This is a genomic window from Fibrobacter succinogenes (genome assembly GCF_902779965.1).
GTDB lineage: Bacteria > Fibrobacterota > Fibrobacteria > Fibrobacterales > Fibrobacteraceae > Fibrobacter > Fibrobacter succinogenes_F.
The window spans coordinates 14,822-34,399 of the sequence record NZ_CACZDK010000021.1 but is presented as its reverse complement, the minus strand read 5'-3'; the positions used below and the strand labels follow the sequence as shown (position 1 = coordinate 34,399).

General features: G+C 50.8%; 28 protein-coding genes. 9 read left to right on the top strand and 19 right to left on the bottom strand.

Annotation, left to right across the window (positions count from 1 at the left end):
* Window positions 1–88: 88 nt before the first annotated feature.
* From HUF13_RS10675 to HUF13_RS10600, 16 genes are all read right to left on the bottom strand, one after another.
* On the bottom strand, window positions 89–592 hold the full coding sequence (locus HUF13_RS10675; RefSeq protein WP_173475120.1) for a phage tail assembly chaperone: 504 nt from the start codon (window positions 590–592) through the stop codon (window positions 89–91).
* Between the two features lie 2 nt (window positions 593–594).
* Window positions 595–1,026, bottom strand: coding sequence for a phage protein (locus HUF13_RS10670; protein WP_173475119.1), 432 nt, complete (start codon window positions 1,024–1,026; stop codon window positions 595–597).
* Between the two features lie 17 nt (window positions 1,027–1,043).
* Window positions 1,044–2,093: a DUF3383 family protein gene (locus HUF13_RS10665; RefSeq protein WP_173475118.1), complete on the bottom strand. Its 1,050-nt coding sequence runs from the start codon at window positions 2,091–2,093 to the stop codon at window positions 1,044–1,046.
* A gap of 52 nt (window positions 2,094–2,145) precedes the next feature.
* Window positions 2,146–2,679 (bottom strand): hypothetical protein, encoded by a 534-nt coding sequence (locus tag HUF13_RS10660; RefSeq protein WP_173475117.1) that lies wholly within the window; start codon window positions 2,677–2,679, stop codon window positions 2,146–2,148.
* Window positions 2,676–3,020, bottom strand: a complete 345-nt coding sequence (locus HUF13_RS10655; protein ID WP_173475116.1) for a hypothetical protein — start codon at window positions 3,018–3,020, stop codon at window positions 2,676–2,678. Before HUF13_RS10655 ends, HUF13_RS10660 begins: the two co-directional genes overlap by 4 nt.
* Window positions 3,017–3,484 (bottom strand): hypothetical protein, encoded by a 468-nt coding sequence (locus tag HUF13_RS10650; RefSeq protein ID WP_173475115.1) that lies wholly within the window; start codon window positions 3,482–3,484, stop codon window positions 3,017–3,019. Before HUF13_RS10650 ends, HUF13_RS10655 begins: the two co-directional genes overlap by 4 nt.
* Window positions 3,484–3,900, bottom strand: a complete 417-nt coding sequence (locus HUF13_RS10645; protein WP_173475114.1) for a DUF4054 domain-containing protein — start codon at window positions 3,898–3,900, stop codon at window positions 3,484–3,486. Before HUF13_RS10645 ends, HUF13_RS10650 begins: the two co-directional genes overlap by 1 nt.
* An 18-nt stretch (window positions 3,901–3,918) precedes the next feature.
* A complete protein-coding gene (locus HUF13_RS10640; protein WP_173475113.1) occupies window positions 3,919–4,305 on the bottom strand; it encodes a hypothetical protein in 387 nt (128 codons plus the stop codon).
* A gap of 161 nt (window positions 4,306–4,466) precedes the next feature.
* On the bottom strand, window positions 4,467–5,393 hold the full coding sequence (locus HUF13_RS10635; RefSeq protein WP_173475112.1) for a DUF2184 domain-containing protein: 927 nt from the start codon (window positions 5,391–5,393) through the stop codon (window positions 4,467–4,469).
* A gap of 18 nt (window positions 5,394–5,411) precedes the next feature.
* Window positions 5,412–6,146: a hypothetical protein gene (locus tag HUF13_RS10630; RefSeq protein WP_173475111.1), complete on the bottom strand. Its 735-nt coding sequence runs from the start codon at window positions 6,144–6,146 to the stop codon at window positions 5,412–5,414.
* 2 nt (window positions 6,147–6,148) lie between these two features.
* On the bottom strand, window positions 6,149–7,357 hold the full coding sequence (locus HUF13_RS10625) for a DUF2213 domain-containing protein (protein ID WP_173475110.1): 1,209 nt from the start codon (window positions 7,355–7,357) through the stop codon (window positions 6,149–6,151).
* Between the two features lie 115 nt (window positions 7,358–7,472).
* Window positions 7,473–7,715 carry a hypothetical protein gene (locus HUF13_RS10620; protein ID WP_173475109.1) on the bottom strand — a complete coding sequence of 81 codons (243 nt, stop codon included), beginning with the start codon at window positions 7,713–7,715 and terminating at the stop codon, window positions 7,473–7,475.
* Window positions 7,715–9,577 (bottom strand): phage minor head protein, encoded by a 1,863-nt coding sequence (locus HUF13_RS10615; protein ID WP_173475108.1) that lies wholly within the window; start codon window positions 9,575–9,577, stop codon window positions 7,715–7,717. The genes HUF13_RS10620 and HUF13_RS10615 overlap by 1 nt, the downstream gene beginning before the upstream one ends.
* A gap of 51 nt (window positions 9,578–9,628) precedes the next feature.
* Complete coding sequence (locus HUF13_RS10610) at window positions 9,629–10,951, bottom strand: DUF1073 domain-containing protein (protein ID WP_173475107.1); 1,323 nt, start codon at window positions 10,949–10,951, stop codon at window positions 9,629–9,631.
* Between the two features lie 33 nt (window positions 10,952–10,984).
* The gene (locus HUF13_RS10605; RefSeq protein WP_173475106.1) at window positions 10,985–12,307 is read right to left on the bottom strand and encodes a hypothetical protein; all 1,323 of its coding nucleotides are present in this window, start codon (window positions 12,305–12,307) and stop codon (window positions 10,985–10,987) included.
* Between the two features lie 3 nt (window positions 12,308–12,310).
* Window positions 12,311–12,862 (bottom strand): hypothetical protein, encoded by a 552-nt coding sequence (locus HUF13_RS10600; RefSeq protein ID WP_173475105.1) that lies wholly within the window; start codon window positions 12,860–12,862, stop codon window positions 12,311–12,313.
* Window positions 12,863–13,091: 229 nt separating this feature from the next.
* Here HUF13_RS10600 and HUF13_RS10595 point away from each other — a divergent pair, with 229 nt between their 5' ends.
* Entirely contained in the window at window positions 13,092–13,412 is a 321-nt protein-coding gene (locus HUF13_RS10595) for a hypothetical protein (protein WP_173475104.1), read from the top strand.
* A gap of 1 nt (window position 13,413) precedes the next feature.
* Here HUF13_RS10595 and HUF13_RS10590 read toward each other — a convergent pair whose 3' ends face one another.
* The 3 genes from HUF13_RS10590 to HUF13_RS10580 are packed head-to-tail and all read right to left on the bottom strand — an operon-like array spanning window position 13,414 to window position 14,911.
* On the bottom strand, window positions 13,414–14,139 hold the full coding sequence (locus tag HUF13_RS10590) for a ParB N-terminal domain-containing protein (protein ID WP_173475103.1): 726 nt from the start codon (window positions 14,137–14,139) through the stop codon (window positions 13,414–13,416).
* Window positions 14,081–14,749 (bottom strand): phosphoadenosine phosphosulfate reductase family protein, encoded by a 669-nt coding sequence (locus HUF13_RS10585; protein ID WP_304039089.1) that lies wholly within the window; start codon window positions 14,747–14,749, stop codon window positions 14,081–14,083. Before HUF13_RS10585 ends, HUF13_RS10590 begins: the two co-directional genes overlap by 59 nt.
* A 6-nt stretch (window positions 14,750–14,755) precedes the next feature.
* Window positions 14,756–14,911 carry a hypothetical protein gene (locus HUF13_RS10580; RefSeq protein ID WP_173475101.1) on the bottom strand — a complete coding sequence of 52 codons (156 nt, stop codon included), beginning with the start codon at window positions 14,909–14,911 and terminating at the stop codon, window positions 14,756–14,758.
* A 198-nt stretch (window positions 14,912–15,109) separates the two neighbouring features.
* On the opposite strand from HUF13_RS10580, the gene HUF13_RS10575 reads away from it, so the two are divergent.
* The 8 genes from HUF13_RS10575 (at window position 15,110) to HUF13_RS10540 (ending at window position 19,560) form a co-directional block, all read left to right on the top strand.
* A complete protein-coding gene (locus tag HUF13_RS10575) occupies window positions 15,110–15,931 on the top strand; it encodes a hypothetical protein (protein WP_173475100.1) in 822 nt (273 codons plus the stop codon).
* A 137-nt stretch (window positions 15,932–16,068) separates the two neighbouring features.
* Complete coding sequence (locus tag HUF13_RS10570; protein WP_173475099.1) at window positions 16,069–16,437, top strand: hypothetical protein; 369 nt, start codon at window positions 16,069–16,071, stop codon at window positions 16,435–16,437.
* A gap of 65 nt (window positions 16,438–16,502) precedes the next feature.
* On the top strand, window positions 16,503–16,802 hold the full coding sequence (locus tag HUF13_RS10565) for a SpoVG family protein (protein ID WP_173475098.1): 300 nt from the start codon (window positions 16,503–16,505) through the stop codon (window positions 16,800–16,802).
* Between the two features lie 719 nt (window positions 16,803–17,521).
* On the top strand, window positions 17,522–17,683 hold the full coding sequence (locus tag HUF13_RS10560; RefSeq protein ID WP_173475097.1) for a hypothetical protein: 162 nt from the start codon (window positions 17,522–17,524) through the stop codon (window positions 17,681–17,683).
* A 61-nt stretch (window positions 17,684–17,744) separates the two neighbouring features.
* Entirely contained in the window at window positions 17,745–17,900 is a 156-nt protein-coding gene (locus HUF13_RS10555) for a hypothetical protein (protein ID WP_173475096.1), read from the top strand.
* A gap of 10 nt (window positions 17,901–17,910) precedes the next feature.
* Entirely contained in the window at window positions 17,911–18,765 is an 855-nt protein-coding gene (locus HUF13_RS10550) for a hypothetical protein (protein WP_173475095.1), read from the top strand.
* Entirely contained in the window at window positions 18,743–19,360 is a 618-nt protein-coding gene (locus tag HUF13_RS10545) for a hypothetical protein (protein WP_173475094.1), read from the top strand. Before HUF13_RS10550 ends, HUF13_RS10545 begins: the two co-directional genes overlap by 23 nt.
* Window positions 19,357–19,560, top strand: a complete 204-nt coding sequence (locus HUF13_RS10540) for a hypothetical protein (protein WP_173475093.1) — start codon at window positions 19,357–19,359, stop codon at window positions 19,558–19,560. The genes HUF13_RS10545 and HUF13_RS10540 overlap by 4 nt, the downstream gene beginning before the upstream one ends.
* Window positions 19,561–19,578 lie beyond the last annotated feature (18 nt).

Genomic DNA, 19,578 nt, shown 5'->3' with positions numbered 1-19,578 from the left:
TGCCTTATATCGTCAAGGTCCCATTTCTCGACCTCGGACAAGGAAACGCCCATATCTACGACCAAACGCAATATGGGCCACCTGTCCTCTACTTCATCGGCGAGACTCCCGACATTGCCAATCGCGGCCCACGTTTCGTCTCTGTGCCTGCGGCTTCGCTTGAGGTATCTGTTACTTTCGTTTGCAGACCAAAGCGAGCCGCCAACTTGAAAGGGGCGAGCTTGTTGTATTTCCACGCCTCAAAAACAATCTGGTACATGGTTTCAAGGTCGCCTGCAAAAAGCGCATCGACTTGTGCCCTGTCTGTAATCTCGACCGGGGCCTGTCCGGTCGCCGTGATAGTGGAACCGCGAAGGCTGTCAACGATGATGTCAACGGCCTCGTCATCGGGCAACGATGCAAGCGCGTTCGAAATTCCGTCGATTATCTTGTTTAAGTCGATTTCGCCACCAAGGTTCGAGAGGTCGATAGACTTCAAGACGGGAAGCGCAAAGGCGCCCACCCTCTTTGCAAGAACGAAAGCCTTTGTTGCCGGAAGCGGTCTGAAATGGACGGAGTAGTCGGAAATGTCCTTAGTAATCGGGGAGAGCATTACTAGTTACCTCCGACGAGGTTTGAACCGATGCCGGTGTCAAAGACCCATGCACGGCTGTTCGTATCGTCACCATCTTCCCATTCCGGGTCCTTGCGGATCCAGGCCTGCGGAGCAAAGAACAACGTATTGCCGAGCAGGTCCTTGATAGTGAGCGGGAAAACGCCCGCGTTGGTGAGCTGGTCTGCGGCGAGAGCTGCGGACAGTTCGGCATTGACAGCCGCTGTCTGCAAGAGCGTAACTGTGACTTCGAAATCGCCCTGGTTCTTGTTCACGCGTTCGACATCTCCGGCTGCGCCCTTTTTCTTGGTGAAAGCATCGCCCGAGCGGTTGACGGAAACAAACGTTCCATCGGCATAACCGCTGATTGGAATTACGCCGAATGTAATGACGACCTGCTTCGGGTCGTAAGTCTTTACGGTCAAGTCTGCCATGATAGACTCCTTTTAGTTTACACGGAAATCGTGCCGTTGATTGTTACGCTGTGGATTGCGCCCTGATAGAGTGCAGAGAACTTGACATCGGGCAACTTTCTTGCAAGTTTGTCTGCTTGCGGGATGTCCTCGTACTTCGGAACGGTAACGGCGATTGAATCCGCCTGCAAGATGCCCTTGCTTGCGGCTTCGTTGAGGACTCCCTTGACAAGACCTTCAATCATGGCGATGCCCGTGTCGTCATACGGAATCTTGCGGTTGTTCACAAGTGCGGAATATACAGCTTCACGGAGACGGGCTTCGATCCAATCCGTACCGATGATGATGTCGATGTATTCGCCGCTTGCAACCTTGCCTTCCTGCGTGATGGACACGCCGCCGACGGTCATGTAGTAGTTGCAGTTCTTGTTCTTGAGCGCGGTTTCCTGGCTTGCAAGAAGCGTATCGGGAGTAACGCCGTTGAGCGTCTTGTACGCCCATGTAGATGTACCAGGTTCATACGGGAATCCTTCGCCCATCCAAGCGGCATCGGGATAGTCTGCGCCACCAGCCGGAGTTGCGTGCCAAACGACAGCGGAACGGTTGCGATTGGCGAGCTTGAGGACGGATGCCAAGTCCGTAGATTTGCTCGGGTCGTATGCGTTCACGTCCGTAATCCAGAAGGTAGCGAACTTCTTTGCCGTTTCGACCCAGGAAGCAACGTCAGCGAAGCTGGAGACCAATGACTGGTCAACAACAATACCGTACCAGTCGTTGTTCTCGTTTGCGATTGCGTTGAGCGCGGCATCGATTGTTGCGTCGTTCGAGTCCTTGCGGCCCACGACAATCTTGTTTACGCTCGGGTTCTGCGAAAAGATGGCGTTTGCGATCTTGTAAACTGCGTCGGAACTTGTCCATCCGTCGCTTGCCATTTCTGCAACGCTGCCATAGACGCGGGCGCGTGTAAACGCCGTGGTGGTCTTGTTCGTAGCGAATTGGGAAAGAATAAGCGGGACATTGAAGGCCGCAACCGCGACAGAGGTTGTCTGCCTTGTGATGTTCACTTCTACGATGTCTTTTAGTGCCATTTGTGGCCTCCTATTGTTCAATATAAATTTAATCTTTTTGAATGTCCAAAAATCAACTTTCTACAAAAATTTCGTTAATCACTTCCTGCGGGTTGTCGTGGTCGTGCTGTTCAATATCTACGGACTCCATCGCAAGAGTATCGCCGGCATATCCCCTGGCCCAAGTCATTTCAAGAGTGAGGACGCTCTCTCGCCTCCATTTCGTCTGCTGCAATGCCGGCAATTCATTAGGACCGTTCGTCTTTAGCACGCTGATTCCTGCGTTTGCGAACAAGTCTAGCACCGCTTGCGTTTCGAGCGATTCCACAAGTTTCATAAGGTTGTCGCCGTTGCCGTCAACATCCCTTATCTCGATTTCTCCCTTGTACACATATATTCGAGGCGCCACATGTTCAGTATCGTTCACGTTCATCCGTGAAGCGGTTGTCCCGGCGAGTTCCCATGATCCAGCATAGTCTATGCAGACAAAGTTTCCGATCGGCGTCGGTGCGTTTTCGTGGCTCTCGGTTACTTCGACTCCGATCAAGACGGAGCTTGCCCACGAATAAAGGACATCCCAAAGTTGAGTGTTGTCTGTAACGCTCATAAGGATGCCTCCCCGATGTAACCTGCTAGATACTTGTAATGGTTGATTATGTCGTTGGCAAAGTCAAGCTCCTGGAAAACCTCCCATTTCTTTCCTCGCCAAATGACTACATCGCCTGAATTTTCAGACCCCTCAACGCTTACGTTCAGGCGCTCGTTACAATAGACCTTAACCGTTCCGACATCGCGTCGTCCTTCCGGAAGGAACTGCGTATCCTTGCCGCTTACTGGCTGTACGGAACCTGTAACATTCATTGACGTCTCTTCGGAAGTCCAACGGCCGTTTACGCGAGAACCGACACGGCGCAAGATAGATATAGTTCTAGGGAAAAGCGTGCTCATAGATTTACCACCTTGTACTTGATGGACTGGCGCAAATGGCCGGTGTCGATAAGAGGTCTTGAGCTTTTCTTGCGCTTTTTAGTGATTTCTGCGTTTTCGACAAACGAGCCGTGGATGAATATGTCCTTCATGCGCCCTTCGTAATCTGCGCCGAGCCTTTTTATAGCCTTTTCTGCCGTTACGGATCCGCTAGAAAGTCCTTTCAGCAGCTTGCGCATGAACTTTGGAAAATTGCCGCGTTCAGCCCTCTCCCTAGTCTGCTTCATGAACGGGCGCGGCGGTATCTTGTTCACGGTCGAGCCCTTTTCGTTAATGTATGCGATTGTCGCAAGCGGGATGTCAGAGTCCTTTTCAGGTTCGGAGTCGCTTGGAATACCGACAAGTGCGACGAGACGACGGGCCTTCTTTAGCTCGCTCTCTATCTTCGCCTTGCCCAAATCCCTGCTTACGAACGAAACGGACATTATCTGCAGCCCCTTGAGCCGCAAACGCCAAAGAACGGCTTGCAACCCTTGCGTAACGAAATGAGCATTAGGCCCCAGCGGGTCTGCGAAAGTTCCGCATCGCCAAGATTACCTGCAGAAGCGGAAACGGCACCGGAGCCATAAGAAACGGACAAATCGCCTTCACGCTTGGAAGTAATGGAGCCCGTGGAGCCGCCCTCGGCATTACCGGATCCAGCCCCAAGAGTTCCAGAACCCAATAGGAAAGCAATATGGGCAGCCATGAGCGCTACGGCGTGGTTGTACTTAACGCCGTAAAATTCACGGTCGGTGCGTTCCTTCGCCATCTCGATAAACACGTTCAAAGACGGGTCCTGCATCAATGCAGGAGCCACGGCCTGGATATACTGTTCAACAGACAAAGGATTTACGCTCATGGTCTTTCCCCATCGTTATTACTTGTTTTCGCTTTCGCGGTCCTTGAGTTCCTTGGCGATTGCGTTCTTGCGGTTCATACCCTTTGCTCGCACGGATTCTTTTGTGGATGCCTCGACAAACTTGTCCGCCTGTGCTTCAGACTGGATTTCGTTCACGACGCCATCGAGCTTGTCGTTAGGAATTTCATCGGGCTTGCACGGCTCTTCGATTTCCTTGCCGTCCTTCTTCGTGGTCTTGTAGATGGGAACGACAACTCCGGCCTTGATCTTTGCGTCAAGAGTAGCCTTCGCGCATTCCCAAACCTTGTCATCGAGGACATTGATGCCGGGAACGAGCATGAGTTTCTGCTTGCCGTTACCCATTTCGACAACAAGCATGTTTGCGTTCTTGTAATTAACCAACATAATATTATCTCCTGTTTAGATAATAGCCCTTTGTTAAAAAAAAGGTGTAGGGCCGGGCATGACCCTACACCCAAATTAAAGGTTTGGCATACTATTTTATACAAAACCGTTAAATCTTGCATCCCCGTATGCCGTGGGTTGTCTCTACACAGGAGACTCTATTAGAGACCGTCGCAGAACACGACGGACATCGGGTAGTACACGATGGTACCACCGGTAGACTGCAAGCACGGGATGTCGTACACCATGCCGTTGAGCTGCGGCGGCATCTGTTCGAAGCGCTGCGGAATCTGCACTTCGACCTTCATCGGGTCGCGTGCGTATGCGACAACGCGGGACACACCGCCTGCACCTGCTGTAGCGAGGTCGGCAACCCAGTCGATGCGGGTAATCTGCGGGAAGTTTTCGCGGATGAAGCCGAGAACGGTCTTGTCGCGGTTGGAACCGTAAGGCGTGTTCTGGAGCTTCAAGTAGAGCGACAACGGAAGGATAACCGTATCCGGCTGTTCGATGCCGTTGGTGGATTCCGGACCTGCGGAAACGAGGCCGGAGAAGTCGGCGACCATTTCGTCTGCGGTTTTGTCGGCCCATGCCTTGGACGTACCGCCGGCATTGTTTGCGGCAACGTATTCAGTGATGCCTTCGGCATTCCAGAAACCCGGAAGCTTGGCCTTTGCGTCACCCTTCCAAGCGATGGAGTCCTGCTTTTCGTCGATAGCACGTCGGGCGGCTTCTGCACGCTTGGTGTCGAGAGAAATGCCAGCCTTCTGTGCGCGGCGGATTTCCTTGACGGAGTAGCCGTAGGAAGCGCCGATGTCCTTGACCGGGCTGGAGTGTTCCGTACCGCCAATGTCTGCGCGCGGGAAGTCGTTTGCATAGTCGGCGATAATTTTTGCCATGCCCACCTTGTCGTAAGAACGCCAAATGATGTGGGTTGCGCCCGGATCCTGTTCAGTGGACACCGGGAGAAGCTGTAAGGCCTTGAGGGCCTTGTGCTGCACGTCGTAGGTGCGGCTCTTGACAAGAGCAAGCTGGTTGTCAAAGAACACCTGTTCGTTAGCATCGAGTCTCATATTCTGTTCAGGCATTTTGAAATACTCCTTATATTAGCCGAGGTCCACAATGACCAAGTCATTGGCAGCTTCAGCGGTGGAACGAGCGAACCAGCCAGGGTTCAGGACAACATCGGAACCGGAAGTGCCATTTGCAACGGTCACGGTCTGCGTGGAGTCGGTGGTGGAGCCGGTCACGGCGATGTCGTTGGCGGCGGCACCCTTATCCTTTGCTGTGAGGGTAACGACGGCGGAAGCGACACTTGCGACAAACGGAATGTCCAACGCGTCGATGGCGGTCTTCAAGGCGGCTGCGACATCAGCGGCTGCGACGGTGCCGGTCTTCGTTTCGACCTGTGCGACCTTGTCACCGATAACGACGGTCACGACCTTGTCGGTTGCGGAAGTGTTAGCGATCGTGATAGTCACGGTGCGCTTTGCGCCATCGGCGGCAGAAGTCTTTGCAACAATCTTGCCGTTGGATGCGTTCACGGACACTTCGGCATCGGCGGATACTGCTTCGCCAGCGACGCCGAAAATCTTGCCGGTGCGGCAAACGTTGACGGCTTCGCCATCTACGTATTCTGGAGTGTCGAGTGCTGTGCGAGCGGCGATACCGAGAAGGGCGCCGTCACCCTTTGCTGTCACCTGTTCGCCATCGCCAGTGCCAAAGCAAAGACCACCGAACGGAACGGCGCCCTTTGCAAGACGGGAGTCAATCTGATGAGTGTTGGTGAGGCCAACCAGTTCGCCCGGCAGGCCCTTGTCCATATTACCATAAGCAGCCATGATTAGGCCTCCTTGTTCTTGGGTTCATCCTTCCAGGCGCCGTCCATGCGTTCGTTGTAACGCTTCTTGGCGGCATCGAGTTGATCCTGGGCGGAAAGTTCGTGATTTGCAGACGGAATGTCCGCTGCGTCCTTGCGGCTCTTTTCGTCTCCCTTGGTGGCGCTAAGTTCGCAAGCGTAATCGAAACGCGCTGCGATGTAGGCATCATCCTTGCCATCAAGATTTGCGGACGGGAATACCTTGGAAATGACAGCCTTCTTGATGTCGGCATCGGCCATGTCGGCCTTGACTTCAACGCCTGCGGCGGTAGCCTTGCCAACAAGTTCAAGACGGTCCTTGATTGCCTTTTCAATCTTGCCCGGCATTTCATTTTCCATTGCGTCGAGGCGTTCCTTGAGGGAGTCGCGTTCGGCTTCTACGGTGGACTTTGCGGCGGTAAGCTTGTCGAGCTGTTCCTTGGCGTCATTACGCGCCTTTTCGAGTTCCTTTTCAAGCCCGTCGGCGCGGTCCACGGCCTTGTTATAGGCGGCAATTACCTGGGGCTCCGCCTGATAATCAGCCCCGTCAAGGTGAATCTTGTCCATCTTGTCCTCTTGGTTCGTGTTATTTTCGTGCTTGTTCATGTCGGGGAGAGTCGGAGTTCCTGCGGAATCCATGCGGATAGCGTTTCCGTCGCCAGCTCGCGGAACCGGGACCAGAGCGACGTGATTGTAGCGGATCTTGCGCTGGATGCAGTCATATTTCATGCCCATCCACGTACCGCTAGTCCATTCGATGTCGCAATCATAGCCGCAAGAAAGTGAACGCGCGGAACCGTTTTCAACGGCGTCAACGGCGTCTTTTTTCGTCGCGCTCAAAGACACATAAACTCTGTATGAATCGGATGTCACGTCGGAGCCTACAGAACCGACGGACAACTTGCCGACGTTTTCGGGCGTAACCTTTTCGTCTGGGTGAAGAAGCGTGAGCGGCTTCATCTTTAACGACGCAAGGCTTTCTTCGGCAAAGACTTCTTCGGGAAGGCGAAGCTCGCGGCGTTCGGAGCCGTCCGGGTTTCTGTAAGAAAAAACACCGATGGAAGTCACCGGAGCACGGGCAATCAAGAATCCCTCGGCGGTCTTTTCAGCCGGGTTCGTCTCGTAATCGATGGCGTCCTGGTACCAGTCTAGGCGGCTTTGGGACACCTGCAAAGAGTCTTTATTCTTGTTCATACCCAAAATATAATTTTATTTTAAGAAAATAATAACAAAATTTTAAGCATAATGTACAAAAAACGGCATTGAAAACGGCAAAACACAGCCTTCAAAACCGTCCATCGTTGCAAAATTACAAGATTTCGTCAGCTGGCGGCTCGTATTGCTCAAGGAACTGAAACAGAGGATCGCCTTCGGGCAGTCCGTCGATTGCCTTCAAGACATCATCGTCTGAAAATTCTTCCTTGACAATGTAATCATTACCGTCTCGGGAAAATACAAGCGAATCGGTCCATCTATTATAAACTATTGAATAGCCGTTCAAGAGGCAGTAATCTTCGAGATCGCTGTTTTTCAGAAGTTCGTCTGTTGTCATTATCTTGTCTCCTTTATCAAATCTAATACAAAGTCGCGTGCCGTCGGAAGGTACTTGTCAAGAATTTTCCTTGTCCCTTTTTCATCGCTACCTATCATTTCGAGAATTTCAGCGAACGCCTCGCCAGATTTTCGATCGGGGCTAAACGCCCAATATCCAAAGCCATGTCCGAAGTCATCAAAAATTCCAGGAATACCAGTCGCAGCCTCGAACATGTCGGAAATGGAGTTGATGCTTCTTGACCCTTTGGCGAGTTCCTTTAATTCGCGCATAGGTCTTGTCATTGAGTCTACCATACTAAAGAATTGCCCATAATCTGGATTGTTCAACGCAACGGCAAGATGTTCTATTGACTTTTTTGTATTCCCTGCGGCCAAAGATTTTATTACATCATCCCCTGCATCCGAATTAAATAGAGACAAAATAAATACTTTCACATCTCGATCTACATCCATGTCAGAAATGGCAAAAAGTATTTTATTCGCTTGAATATATTGTTCGGAATTCTTTTTTATTATTTCGAAAACTTCTGGCGTGATTTTCTTGGCTGCATCGCGCAAGGCCTCAAGCCTATATGCTTTTGCACTTTCCAAAATCGGGGATACGAATTCGTCCTTGACAATTTCACCAAGGTTTCGGTTTCCGAATTTTCCGCGTTTTACCGCAGATGCAAAATCACGTCCATACTTTGTACCTATCATGTTGTCTATTGCATGACCGGCTTCATGAACAAGGTCGTTTCCTTTTGCTTTTGCGAATAACAAAATTTTCTTTGAATCTGTGTTAAATTCTGCCTTCCCGCCATTTGAAATGTCCGCGACAAATCGAGTCAATACCATTTCATATGCCTTTTGAGCATCTATTGGCATTCGCTTAATCATTGAAAAAGCGCTATCAAGCTGTTCAGTTTCTATTTCATCAACATTGAACCTAGAGCTCAAATTATCGACAAAAGTTTTCTCATTTTGAAAAAGTCCTTGGTCTTCGGTCACATCGACTTTTGGCGGCTCAACATCCACAGGCTCCGGTTCCGGCAATTCGCTTGCACCGACGCCCTCAAGCTCATCCCAGTTAGGTATAGCCACGCAACGGCACATTATGTCCATTCCGGGGTGAAGATACGGCGCATCGCCGGCACGCTTCACCCACTCGCCGTTCTCAAGCCATACGGTCGGATCGTCCCAGCGGCAAACTTTGCCGTTCATCGCATAATGGCTCGGCAACGCTTTAGGATAAAGGCCTGTAGGATTGCCCCTTACTCGCTCGTCCTCGGACGTGCTCCAAATGTAGGTCTCTATTCCGGCGTCAGCCATTCGGCCCTGCGTAAGCGCGGAGTTCAGCTTTGCGGTCTGGTCACGTGCAATGATGCGGGCTCGGCGGTAGCTAATTCCCGGAAGGTCCGCATTTATCATGGCGGTCACCTGCCTTGCGCTCTTGCCAGACTTAACGCCTTCGCGTATGCGGCGGGCTACGGTGTCCAGCATGTCCTGCGAAGCCTTCGTTATAAGCGATACCTGTTCGCGAGACCATGAGTCTATAACGTTTTTCACCCACGGTTCATCTTCAGCGAACGCCTCCCCGATGGCTATTTCCTTGAACGCCTGCAGTTCTTTCTTGTTGAACTTGTCAACAGTCCTTGCGATATTGACGATACCGCCGATGGCTGGGCCGTTCGTTCCCGGCTCCGGCTCCAAATCTTCAAGCGCATCTTCTCGCGGAACCATCATCGGTACAGCAACGGCGGCGTAAGCCTTCCACCGCTTCTGCAGGAAGCTTGAAATGGACGAAGTGTATTGCCGTTCAAGGGCAAGCGGATATTTCCACGTTCGCGCCTTCAAACGGCGCAACTTTGCTCGCGTCATACCTCCCGCCCTTTTCAGGTCGTTTATGAATTTGCTTGTAGGGTTCATAAACTATTCCCCCTTACCGCCTTCGCCTTCAAGGCTGAAAGACGGAGGAACTTCATCTTCTACGCTTGTGTCAAGCGCATAGCCGCCGACAAAGCGGTTCTTCCTCACTTCCTCCTGGCTCAATACACCAGCGTCCATGTAGTTCTTGTCTGTACGGCTCTGAATTTCCCTCGTCTCGGCGTCTGTCTTCTGGTCGCGCTTCGAGAGCGGGTTGAAATTGATTGTAAGCGGTCCGTCCGAGACATCGACCGCCTTTAGGCCGGCGTTCAAGATTCCCATGAGTTGCAGAAGCTGTGGCAATACCTGGGTCTGCTGTAGCCCCGCTATGTATGAATTGAAGTTGTCGTCGTCGCCCTGACCCGTGGCGTTCATGCCCGCGGCGGAACGGCCGAACAGCAACGTTACCGGGATGCGGTAGGAGCCAGCAACGCTCATCGCCTGACGGTCCCAAATTTCTGGCAACCCGGCAAAGGAGAAATTCTCGCGGGTGCAGTCTTCGCCCTCGCCAAGCATTACGCCGTTGATGATGCTCTTCTGTTCGTCGATGGCCTCCATGCGTGTCTCGATTGCCTTGTAGTTGTTCTCGGCAACAAGCTGTTCGAGGTTGGACATCTTGTACTTGACGATGGAGCATTCCTTGACGAGATGCGAAATTCCCTGTACGGTCGTTCCGAAGTGGTGGGCGTCCTCAAGGCCTTCGTAAATAGCCGAAAGACCCCAGAAGCGCTCGTAATCGAGCCAGCCTGGGAATGCGGCATCCACTTTCGTTACAGACTTGAAAATGATGCAGCGCGATGCGTGGACTGTAAAGAAAGTTCCCGATGCGGATCGCAGGATATAGCGTTCGTACTTCTCGAAGTAGAGCGATTCGGGCATCTTGACCGCTTCCATCATGCCGAGTTCAACGCGGGTGCGCGGATAGACGCGGAGTTCTCGTATCTTTCCGCCCTTGGACGGGTCCCACGGCGTATCCCATTCACCGGATCCTGCCACATCGAGTACGATTATGGCACCGCCAAAAATTCTGGTCCATTTCAGCGCCTCGGTGAAAGCCTCCGGTCCGTTAAGGTTGCCGAAGGCCTTGAAGAGACTGCCGTCGTCGCCTTCCACCTCGAAGCCGTTCTGCATCATCTTCTCGGCTATGATGTTCACGGCGTTCTTGATGCGCCCGTCGGTATAGTAGAGCGCTTCAAGCTGCACGTCTACCATGCGCGGGAAACCGGGCACGGAGTCAACGGGAAGTGCGGACTTGTCCTTTCGAGAGCCGATGCCTGCAAGAACGTTCTTCCACGCATCCAGTCGGAATAGGCTTGATAAGTTTTTCATGGTTGTTTTTCCTTTGTTAAAAATTTATCCATCTCATGTGTAGAGAGCGCCCGGACCGCCACCCTTGTAAATGGCCTGCCTAATCAACGATGATGCGCTGTCGGGAGCGTCGCGCGGGTCCTGCCCAGGTCGGTAGTCGTTTATCTGGTTAAGATAGTTCGGGTCGGTGTTCGAATCCCACACGATACGCTGCCAGCACTTCTTGAGGAACGCCACGATCTTGATGTCCTTGTTCATGCTTTCGGAATACGGGTGAACCGTCGGGAATCCAGGCACCTTGCGAAGCTCGCCCGCCGCCATTCCCTTGTCGGGATTTTTCTCGATGTGGAAATTTCGAACGTTGCGCAAACGGCATTCGCGCGCAATGTCGCCCTTGCAGTCCTCGAACGTTCCGGGGTAAATCTTGCCGTAAGCCTGAATCTTCCCGTCGGGTCGCTCCGCCATGATTGTAAGCGCGTTCGTACAAGTTCCATCCCACGCGGCGTCAAGATGGCCGTGAATGCGTGTAGGCCGTATGGAGTAATCCCAATCGCCATAGATTGGCTCGTCGAAAATCTGCCCCTCGTCCTTTACGGAAGTGTCAAGCATGTAGTTGATAGCGAAAAGAGAAGCCGTAGTTGTCGAGCGTTTCTCGGCAAGTTCCTGCTGGCTCAAGATGCCCGTGTCCTGCGGCCTAAACTTTAATGCTTCCGGAATGACAAGCTTTCCCTCGTCGTTCTTCATCGCCCACGCATCGTCGTAATGCCACGGCGTACCGACAAAATAACAGCTCTTTCCCGGGTCGATGATGTTAGTCACGATTTCGAGGACGCCTTGCTTCACTCTCTCGCGGCATGCTCGCGAAAGACGGGAATTAATCGTTACGATGTCGTCACAAAGTATGCGGTCGTAGTGCGAGCCTGTCGGAACCTGGTTGATTCCGTATGCGTCGATGCTGTTCTCCTTCGTCACAGTCCTCTTGAACGAGTAAAGCACGGAACCTTCTGGCGAACGCACCGCGAATGGCTCCTTGTGGTGGGCGAATGCGAAAAGGCTCTTTAGCGCCGGGCTTTCCATGTACTTCTTAATCGTGTCGAGCGTCTTTGCCGCCTCGGTGTATGTCTCACGTATAAGCGCTATACGGTCAGACGGATGGAACAGCAGATGGTAAATAATGCCCATCTCCGTTATCGCCGTAGTCTTGTAGGCGCCACGGTGAGACATGAGCGAGAAGTGCTTTCCGGGTTGGGTGTCCCATACGAGCTTGATCCAGTCGCTGTGCAGTTCGGTCAACTTTGTTTTTCCGACCATGTGGCCCAAAAGGTGCGGATAGTCGCGCACCCTGCAAAGCAAATCCGGAGTCCATACAAAAGCCATCGTTTACCCCAGCCCGGAAAAAACGGTTATGGCAGGCTCCGAATGAACAGCGCCCTCGTCATTTGCCGATTCATTGCTTGCGGAACTTTCTCCGTCCGCTTTATCGACCGCATTCGATTTAGGCTGCTTCGGTTCGACCTTGCGGCCCTGCGCAAAGATGGTGGACAGCATCATTTCTGTGTCCGGAGTCATTGCGGAAGCGTTCGTCTCTTCTTCCGTGAACCTCATGCCGGCGAAGTCCGCAATTTTCAGAAGCTGGTCCGCGTTTCCTTCCTTGATAGCCCTCAAAAGGGCACGATAGAAAACAACCTTGTCGATCGTTTCCTTTGCCTTGATAGGCACGTGGAGTTCCCTCATTGAGTCGTAAAGCGCCTTGGGGACAGCGATTTCTGCTGTGACAACTTCGCGGATGTCGTCAAGCAGAAGCTTCTTTCTGTCCTTGTTTTCAAGTCTTTTTTTAAGGCCGAGAGCGCTAAGCTCCTTAGCCCGTTCTCGATTTCGAATGGGCTTCAAGTTCGCAATTTCTCGCGCGCTAGGTTTAGTCTTTCTGCCCATACCAAAACCTCGTTAGACCTTGAACGCTACAAGGTACAAAAATTTTTACAAAAAACATGATATTACAACCCCTGTGTGAGAGTTTTCTGCAATAAAGATAAGTTTTTTATAATAAAAAAATCAACAAAAAGTGAATATCGGGGCTATGCTTTCATGAAGTAAGCAAAAAGTAATGATTTAGTAATATTCAGAAAGACGCTATAAATCTAGATTTATCGTGATGAAAAAAATGAAAAGAATAGCAATTTCTCTTAAAAAAGAGTACTGGCAAGAGATTCTGCGCGGTGACAAGCAAATCGAGTTCAGGAAGTACGCACCGACCACCGACGAGAAGGAGCCATTCCTCGCCATCGTACACGTCAGCGGAACTTACGCCTGGCAGGGTGTAATTTTCTTTTTCGGTGCCGAAAAGAACGGAGAAAAAGATTATAGCTGGGTGGCCCGTGTCGTCGCATACTTCGACAAGCCGCGTCCAATGGCATATTACAGAAAAAAGAACGGCGACCAGATAAGATCCTGGCCGCAGACGTTCATCGAAATTGCAAAGTAGGCTATAATTCGCCGTTCATCATTTGTTTAAGGTCGTCGAAAGAGACGGCCCTTTTTTCTTCCGGCAATCCGTGCGACGACATGAACATCCTCTTGTCGCTTTCGCTCTTGAATACGACCGTAAGGACGCCCTTCAGCTCGTCGATGTTGTAGTTTCCGAATTCTTCGTCGTGCTTGCGGTGTTTTTCTGCACGGTCACGCCTTGCGGCCCTGTACTCTTCCTTTTCCTCCTCGGAAACTTCTTTCTTCGGGACGCTTCCAAATCCGGCGTCCGAACAGTCGAAGTCTGGGAACTCGACGGAAGCGAGCTCTTCGGAAAATAGAAGGTCGTTCACCGGGTCGATGTCAAATTCCTTGCATAATGAATTGATGGCCCCGAAGTCGTATTCGCCCTGCATGTCCGTATTGTTCAGCGCGACGTTAAGCTTGAGCTCCTCCCTTTCGCTCAAATCGACCTCGATAACGTCAAGCTCGTAATCGGCCTTCCCCATCAGCGAATCGAGCGCGGACAGTCTCTGGTGACCGCCAACGATGTGTCCGGTACGCCTGTTGAAAACGGGAGCACCGATCCAGCCGAACTTCTCGATGGATTTTTTCAGCCTTTTCCTGTTGCTATCCGAAATTGTGCGAGGGTTGAAATCGTCGAGGTCGATTTCCGACCTCATAATCTTAACGGTCTGCGCCTTTTGTAAGCGCGATGCACTCTGGGTCGTTCTTGAATCTTTCATAGTCCACCTCTACTCTAGGGTCCTGCCTTATGGCGCACTGATAGTCTTCTTCGCTTATCATGTGCCGAAGTACGACGGCACGCATCCCGCAGAACTCGTCAAACTCGCTATTTACGCCATCGAAAGAGTATTCAGGCGACAGTGCGAGCCTGTGTGATTTTGCGTAAGCCATGACCTGCCTGTTCTTCCAGTCCCTAAGCGGAGCGAAGAACGGGAAATTAATGGCGATGCCGTTTTCCTCTGAACAATTCAGAATTGCGCGGCGCTGGAGCGAGTCGTAAATCTTGTAACCGATGCCGATTAGCTGCGTACCGTCCTGCTCCATGATCTTGCGGAAAAGTTCGGACTGCTTGAGCCCATACCTGACGGGGTTTTCATGAATGTCGATTGTTATGCCGTACTTACGTTCGAGAGCGCAAAGATACTTTCTTTTGTACGGAAGAACTTCCTGATAGAAGCTCATGTAAAAGAACCTGTGCTTCGACAGGTCCAGGAACTTCGATGCCAGGTCGAGCATTACGGCGGAATCCTTGCCGCAAGACAAGGAAAAAGAGACTTTCCGCGGATCGTCGCGAAAAGTCCTGAAGCACTTTAGAAGGTCTGTAGCCATGAACGACTAGCCCGAACTGGCAACGGTTGCGCCTCTCGGTACGCGACGGACGACAGAACGTTGAGTGGAGATAACGCGGCCCGTTCCGGTCGTGTTGGTCGTGACTCTTGTATAAGTGCCTGGCTGGGAGCGCATCGGCCTGTAGATTGTAGTGACTGGCATAGATTACCTCATTGCAATAAGTTTGTAACATAAAGATAACTAAAACACGGCGTTTTTTTTTTGTAAACATTGATTTACAAAGCGTAAAATACACGCCAAAATAAAGAAAGTAAGCAAAATGTAATAAAAAACCTCTTGCAAAACATCTATAAATTATATACATTTACATCGTAAACAAGAAACAAGAGAGGTTCAAAAATGGAATACAGAATCATCAAGAACGCAGAGCACAACGGCCTGGAAATCTACTTCGACGAAAAGCCTTCCGAAGAAATCCGTTCCGCACTCAAGGAAATCAAGTTCCGCTGGCACGGCATGAAAAAGTGCTGGTATGGGCGCGCCGAACTTTCGACCGTTGAAAAAATACTCGGCGGCAAGGTAGCCGATGTGAAAACGGAAAAAGAAGAAATCTTGAAAAAGTGCTACACGAAGGAAGTCGAAGCCTATCTTGGCGGTAGCGGCTACGAAGGAAGCAACAGCGGAGTCAGCAGTTCCGAATTGACCGTTAAAATTCGAGAAATCATGAAGGCATGCGGCATCAAGGGCGTGACCGTATCGAAGAAATGGGCAGGTTACACGCCACATGTCACGATCAAGTTCAGAATCGCCTCCGGCGACGTTCGCCCGTTCGAGGATTGCAAGAACGAGCTCATGAACCTTAACAACAACCACTATCTTACCTCCGGCTGGGTTAAGGATCCAGACAACGCGGAAGGCATAGAAGTACCCTCCAGCAAGTTCTTTGATTGGTCTGGCGAAAAGCAGCAGAGAGCGCTTGAACTCTGGGCGTCAAAGAAATACGAAAGTTACACCGAAGGCTACCCGTTCAGCATTTGCCACGGCTGGCAATTGAAGCGCGAAGAAGCCCCGATGTTCACGGCGCAGTTCTTCGACCGCTGGGAAGCAATGACAAAAATCGTCAATTCCTTTAACTACAACAAGAGCAATTCGATTGTGGATTACTTCGACGTAGGATTTTACGAAGATTGGGAAATTCTCCCCGAAAAGAAAGCGGCATAGAGAAAAGGCGGGCGAAGGCCCGTTTTTTTTTCGCTTGCGGTGAAAATGTAAGCAAAAAACAAGTAATTATCCCTTGACTAGCGTCTATATATTATATATATTATAGACATAAAGAACAACAAACAAGAGGTAAAAAGATGAAAACGAAAGAAGAAATCAACAACATGGTCAAGGAAATGGTGATGGCGATTTGCCACGGCGGGTTCGGCAGGCTCCAGGCCATGCTCGGCGCAAAGGCTGAAAAAATCACCGAAAACAGCTTCCAGTTTTCGTTCAAGATGTTCCGCAAGGCGAACCTCTTCAAGATCGAGCTTGACGAAGGTCGAGACCTCTACAACTGCTACTTCATCAAGCAGAAGAAGTACACGACAAACGACTTCATCAAGGGCTTGAGCTTCGAAGATGCGAAGTTCCAGCCCGTGACGGTGAAGGAAGTCAAGGGCATTTTTGCAGACCAGGTGCAGGAATTTTTCGAAACGACCACCGGCCTCCGCACCTGCCTGTAACCACCCACGGCGCGCGGGCAACGCCTGAACCCGAAAAAACTTTTATCAAAAATCAAGAGGAAAATATGGTAAACGAAAACAATTTCTTCGACTGCCTGGCGGTAACCAACGTCCAGGTGTTCCCCTTCAAGGAAGGGACAAACATGGGCAAAATGAAGGCCCTCGCCACGATCGTACTCAACGACCAGATACAGATTCGCGGGCTTCGCGTGATGGATGGTGAATACGGCCTCTACGTTGGCTATCCAGTTGACCCGTACACCAAGGGCGAAGATTTCCGCTCGCTGGTGATGCCGATTACACGACAGCTCCGGGAGCACATCGAGAACTGCGTTCTGGAAAAATACCAAGCCGCTATAGCCTAGTCCACACAATCGACACAATATCAACAGCCCCGACCGGGGCTTTTTTCGTCAATTTCGCGTCAAACCATGCAAATATGCGAATTTACGCATATAGCTTAATTGCACAGAAACGCACTTTCTAGCCATTATTTTTGCTTGCTATACACTTTATAGTCCTAGAGCGAAAAACAAGCCTACAGCGCACGTAAAACGAAAGCGAAAGCAAAGCGGAATATTCCGTGCAGGAGTACGCCGGAATAAGACACGATCGAAAAGAAAAAGCCCGGTCGCCAAGGGGGAGCAAGCGAACCGGGCCAAGAAGGAGAAAGTCCTGAATGGACAATTCCAATTTAATAAATTTTTCGCCAGCGGTCAACAGGTCGTGAAAAAAAATTTTCTCTCACGCACGAAGAGTGTGAGGACAGTGTGTGAGAAAAGGACAAAGACAAAGACAAAGACAAAAACAAAAACAAAGAAAAGGAAAAGATTGTCATGTAATGATGTGCAATGTAATGTAATGTAATGTCATGTCATGTAATGATGTGCAATGTAATGTAATGTAATAGCCCCCCACCTACCAGTAACCCCCTACCCCCCCCCCTACCCCCCCCTACCCACACCCTACCCCAACCCTGCATCTTCCCTACTCAAAAAAAAATAAATTTTTTTCTGCCAATCTCTTGACTTTTTAAAAAGTTTTATATAAATTTTTTATATAATTTTAAAAAAAAGGAAAAAATATGGCAGTAATGATTGCAGTTCGCGACGAAACGAACGAGACCATCGAGAATATCATCAAGAAGAGGCTCGAAGCCGACGGCGTAAAGGACAGCAAGGCCCGCGTCGTAGCCGAGGCTGTGAAGAAGCTGGAAGCCGAAGTAACCGGGAAGAAAGATGGTTAGACTGGTACTTCCCAAAGGCTTATTCCTACCGAGAAGCACGTTTCGTGTCTTATCCCTGACAATGAACAGGACAAAGACTTTCGACGACATGCGGGAGTCCTTCATCAACGCCGTAAGTGAAAACATCGACGACATGAAGAACGAAGGAGTGACGGCCATGGATTGCGCCAAGTATCTAGACTTGGTCGTAAAGAACAGATATTACATCATCGAATAGCAGGTAAGAAGTGGCTGAAAAAAACATCTCATCCGTAAGGATCGTCATTCGGGAATTTCTCTCAAGGACTCGGAATATCAACGAGTCGAACGTATGGGAATGGTTCTCGTCTTTCCGCGATACCCTCGCCTATCAGGAATTCTGCGAACAGAAGAACGAATATGCGGAACACCTGCTGGCGGATGCAGACAACTACATCGCGCTATGCTACGTGCAGGGCATCGAGGGCGCCATGGCGAAAAACATGGAGAAAACAGAAATAAGCTATAAGGCGGTTCACGACGCCTGCTGTGAAAAGTATGGCGACGAATATCTTGCCGCGAAGGCGAAGGAAAAATCCTACCTTGCAGACCATCCAGGAACCGAGACTATATGGACGAAAAAATACCGCAAGTTTATAGACGGGACCGATGGAGCACAGAAAGCTCCGAATAAGACGAAATCCCTATCAAATGGGACTTTGGAAACGGCTCCATCTACGATAAATCAGCAGCAGCCCGTACCGCCGAAAATCCTAAACCTCGCGTATTCGGGCGAGTTCGGGAACGTCCTGCTGTCGCAGGAGCAGTACAACGAGCTGGGGATGAAGTTCGGGAACCAGCAGGCGCTCAACCGTGCTATAGACTCGCTAAGCTCGAAACTTGAAAACGGGGAAATCCAGCCCGTGCCGAAAAACCATTACGCCGTTCTCGTCAAGTGGGCCGCGTACCGTGACGACAAGCGCGAAGAAAAGGACGAGGACGCGGAGCGCTACAGGTACGAGACTGTGAGCGAACACAACGCGAGGGTGCTAAAAAACTCTACCGAGTTCATCATGAACGGCGGACTGGAGAAACTGAAAAATGGAACAATCGGAACATTCTAACGAACAGCCTATAATCAACCAGATACAGAATGAACTTGCTCTATGCTATGAACATATAGGGCGAAAGGTACCGGAAACGATAGTCATAATATCCGCTTCTCTACAGGAAGCTATACAGTTTTCCAGCCCGGAGCAGGTACACGAAATTTTCAAAAGGGCGAAGGACATCGAGAGCATCCCGACGCAGAAGACGCTCAAGGAGTGCATGCGCAACTATGCCGAGGAATGGCTTAAATACAGGAGCGACGACAAGAACAAGTCCATCGAGTACAACGACCCATGCGCCGCGTGGCTACCGCATGAACCCGTAAAGAAGGCCATCAACTGCAACGAGGCCGTCAAGAACTACACCATTGCATGCGGCGGCAACGCGTACTTCGACCTTTGCACAGCACGATCGAACGGCCCGGGCTACTACAGGACATACACGCTACCCATCAAGAAGGCCATCTACAGGCTCTATCTCAAGTACTGGCGAAAGATGCCGATAGCTAACGGATACCCGGCAAGCGGACCTATATCGCTCGCACTTATACCGGCAACCGTTGACGACTTCCGCAAGATGTTCGAGTACGAAAACGCGGGGCACGTATGACTTACAACGGAATCCAGTTGCGACAAATGTCGGAGCATGAGACGAAGCGCACAAGCTGGCTCCTGCTGCATCCGAGAGCGGAAGGACGCCAAATACCACAAACGGCGACTTGCTACAGGTGCGGCAAGGTCCGCAAAATCGGTAACATGCGGGAGGTCGGGAACGATGTCTACAGGTGCAAGGACGGATGCAATGGATAGCTGGGAATCGCTCATAGC

Excerpts from the sequence above, each read along its gene's own strand:
- HUF13_RS10675 (WP_173475120.1), bottom strand. The coding sequence starts at position 592 with ATGCTCTCCCCGATTACTAAGGACATTTCCGACTACTCCGTCCATTTC.
- HUF13_RS10670 (WP_173475119.1), bottom strand. The coding sequence starts at position 1,026 with ATGGCAGACTTGACCGTAAAGACTTACGACCCGAAGCAGGTCGTCATT.
- HUF13_RS10665 (WP_173475118.1), bottom strand. The coding sequence starts at position 2,093 with ATGGCACTAAAAGACATCGTAGAAGTGAACATCACAAGGCAGACAACC.
- HUF13_RS10660 (WP_173475117.1), bottom strand. The coding sequence starts at position 2,679 with ATGAGCGTTACAGACAACACTCAACTTTGGGATGTCCTTTATTCGTGG.
- HUF13_RS10655 (WP_173475116.1), bottom strand. The coding sequence starts at position 3,020 with ATGAGCACGCTTTTCCCTAGAACTATATCTATCTTGCGCCGTGTCGGT.
- HUF13_RS10650 (WP_173475115.1), bottom strand. The coding sequence starts at position 3,484 with ATGTCCGTTTCGTTCGTAAGCAGGGATTTGGGCAAGGCGAAGATAGAG.
- HUF13_RS10645 (WP_173475114.1), bottom strand. The coding sequence starts at position 3,900 with ATGAGCGTAAATCCTTTGTCTGTTGAACAGTATATCCAGGCCGTGGCT.
- HUF13_RS10640 (WP_173475113.1), bottom strand. The coding sequence starts at position 4,305 with ATGTTGGTTAATTACAAGAACGCAAACATGCTTGTTGTCGAAATGGGT.
- HUF13_RS10635 (WP_173475112.1), bottom strand. The coding sequence starts at position 5,393 with ATGCCTGAACAGAATATGAGACTCGATGCTAACGAACAGGTGTTCTTT.
- HUF13_RS10630 (WP_173475111.1), bottom strand. The coding sequence starts at position 6,146 with ATGGCTGCTTATGGTAATATGGACAAGGGCCTGCCGGGCGAACTGGTT.
- HUF13_RS10625 (WP_173475110.1), bottom strand. The coding sequence starts at position 7,357 with ATGAACAAGAATAAAGACTCTTTGCAGGTGTCCCAAAGCCGCCTAGAC.
- HUF13_RS10620 (WP_173475109.1), bottom strand. The coding sequence starts at position 7,715 with ATGACAACAGACGAACTTCTGAAAAACAGCGATCTCGAAGATTACTGC.
- HUF13_RS10615 (WP_173475108.1), bottom strand. The coding sequence starts at position 9,577 with ATGACGCGAGCAAAGTTGCGCCGTTTGAAGGCGCGAACGTGGAAATAT.
- HUF13_RS10610 (WP_173475107.1), bottom strand. The coding sequence starts at position 10,951 with ATGAAAAACTTATCAAGCCTATTCCGACTGGATGCGTGGAAGAACGTT.
- HUF13_RS10605 (WP_173475106.1), bottom strand. The coding sequence starts at position 12,307 with ATGGCTTTTGTATGGACTCCGGATTTGCTTTGCAGGGTGCGCGACTAT.
- HUF13_RS10600 (WP_173475105.1), bottom strand. The coding sequence starts at position 12,862 with ATGGGCAGAAAGACTAAACCTAGCGCGCGAGAAATTGCGAACTTGAAG.
- HUF13_RS10595 (WP_173475104.1), top strand. The coding sequence starts at position 13,092 with ATGAAAAGAATAGCAATTTCTCTTAAAAAAGAGTACTGGCAAGAGATT.
- HUF13_RS10590 (WP_173475103.1), bottom strand. The coding sequence starts at position 14,139 with ATGAAAGATTCAAGAACGACCCAGAGTGCATCGCGCTTACAAAAGGCG.
- HUF13_RS10585 (WP_304039089.1), bottom strand. The coding sequence starts at position 14,749 with ATGGCTACAGACCTTCTAAAGTGCTTCAGGACTTTTCGCGACGATCCG.
- HUF13_RS10580 (WP_173475101.1), bottom strand. The coding sequence starts at position 14,911 with ATGCCAGTCACTACAATCTACAGGCCGATGCGCTCCCAGCCAGGCACT.
- HUF13_RS10575 (WP_173475100.1), top strand. The coding sequence starts at position 15,110 with ATGGAATACAGAATCATCAAGAACGCAGAGCACAACGGCCTGGAAATC.
- HUF13_RS10570 (WP_173475099.1), top strand. The coding sequence starts at position 16,069 with ATGAAAACGAAAGAAGAAATCAACAACATGGTCAAGGAAATGGTGATG.
- HUF13_RS10565 (WP_173475098.1), top strand. The coding sequence starts at position 16,503 with ATGGTAAACGAAAACAATTTCTTCGACTGCCTGGCGGTAACCAACGTC.
- HUF13_RS10560 (WP_173475097.1), top strand. The coding sequence starts at position 17,522 with ATGGCAGTAATGATTGCAGTTCGCGACGAAACGAACGAGACCATCGAG.
- HUF13_RS10555 (WP_173475096.1), top strand. The coding sequence starts at position 17,745 with ATGAACAGGACAAAGACTTTCGACGACATGCGGGAGTCCTTCATCAAC.
- HUF13_RS10545 (WP_173475094.1), top strand. The coding sequence starts at position 18,743 with ATGGAACAATCGGAACATTCTAACGAACAGCCTATAATCAACCAGATA.
- HUF13_RS10540 (WP_173475093.1), top strand. The coding sequence starts at position 19,357 with ATGACTTACAACGGAATCCAGTTGCGACAAATGTCGGAGCATGAGACG.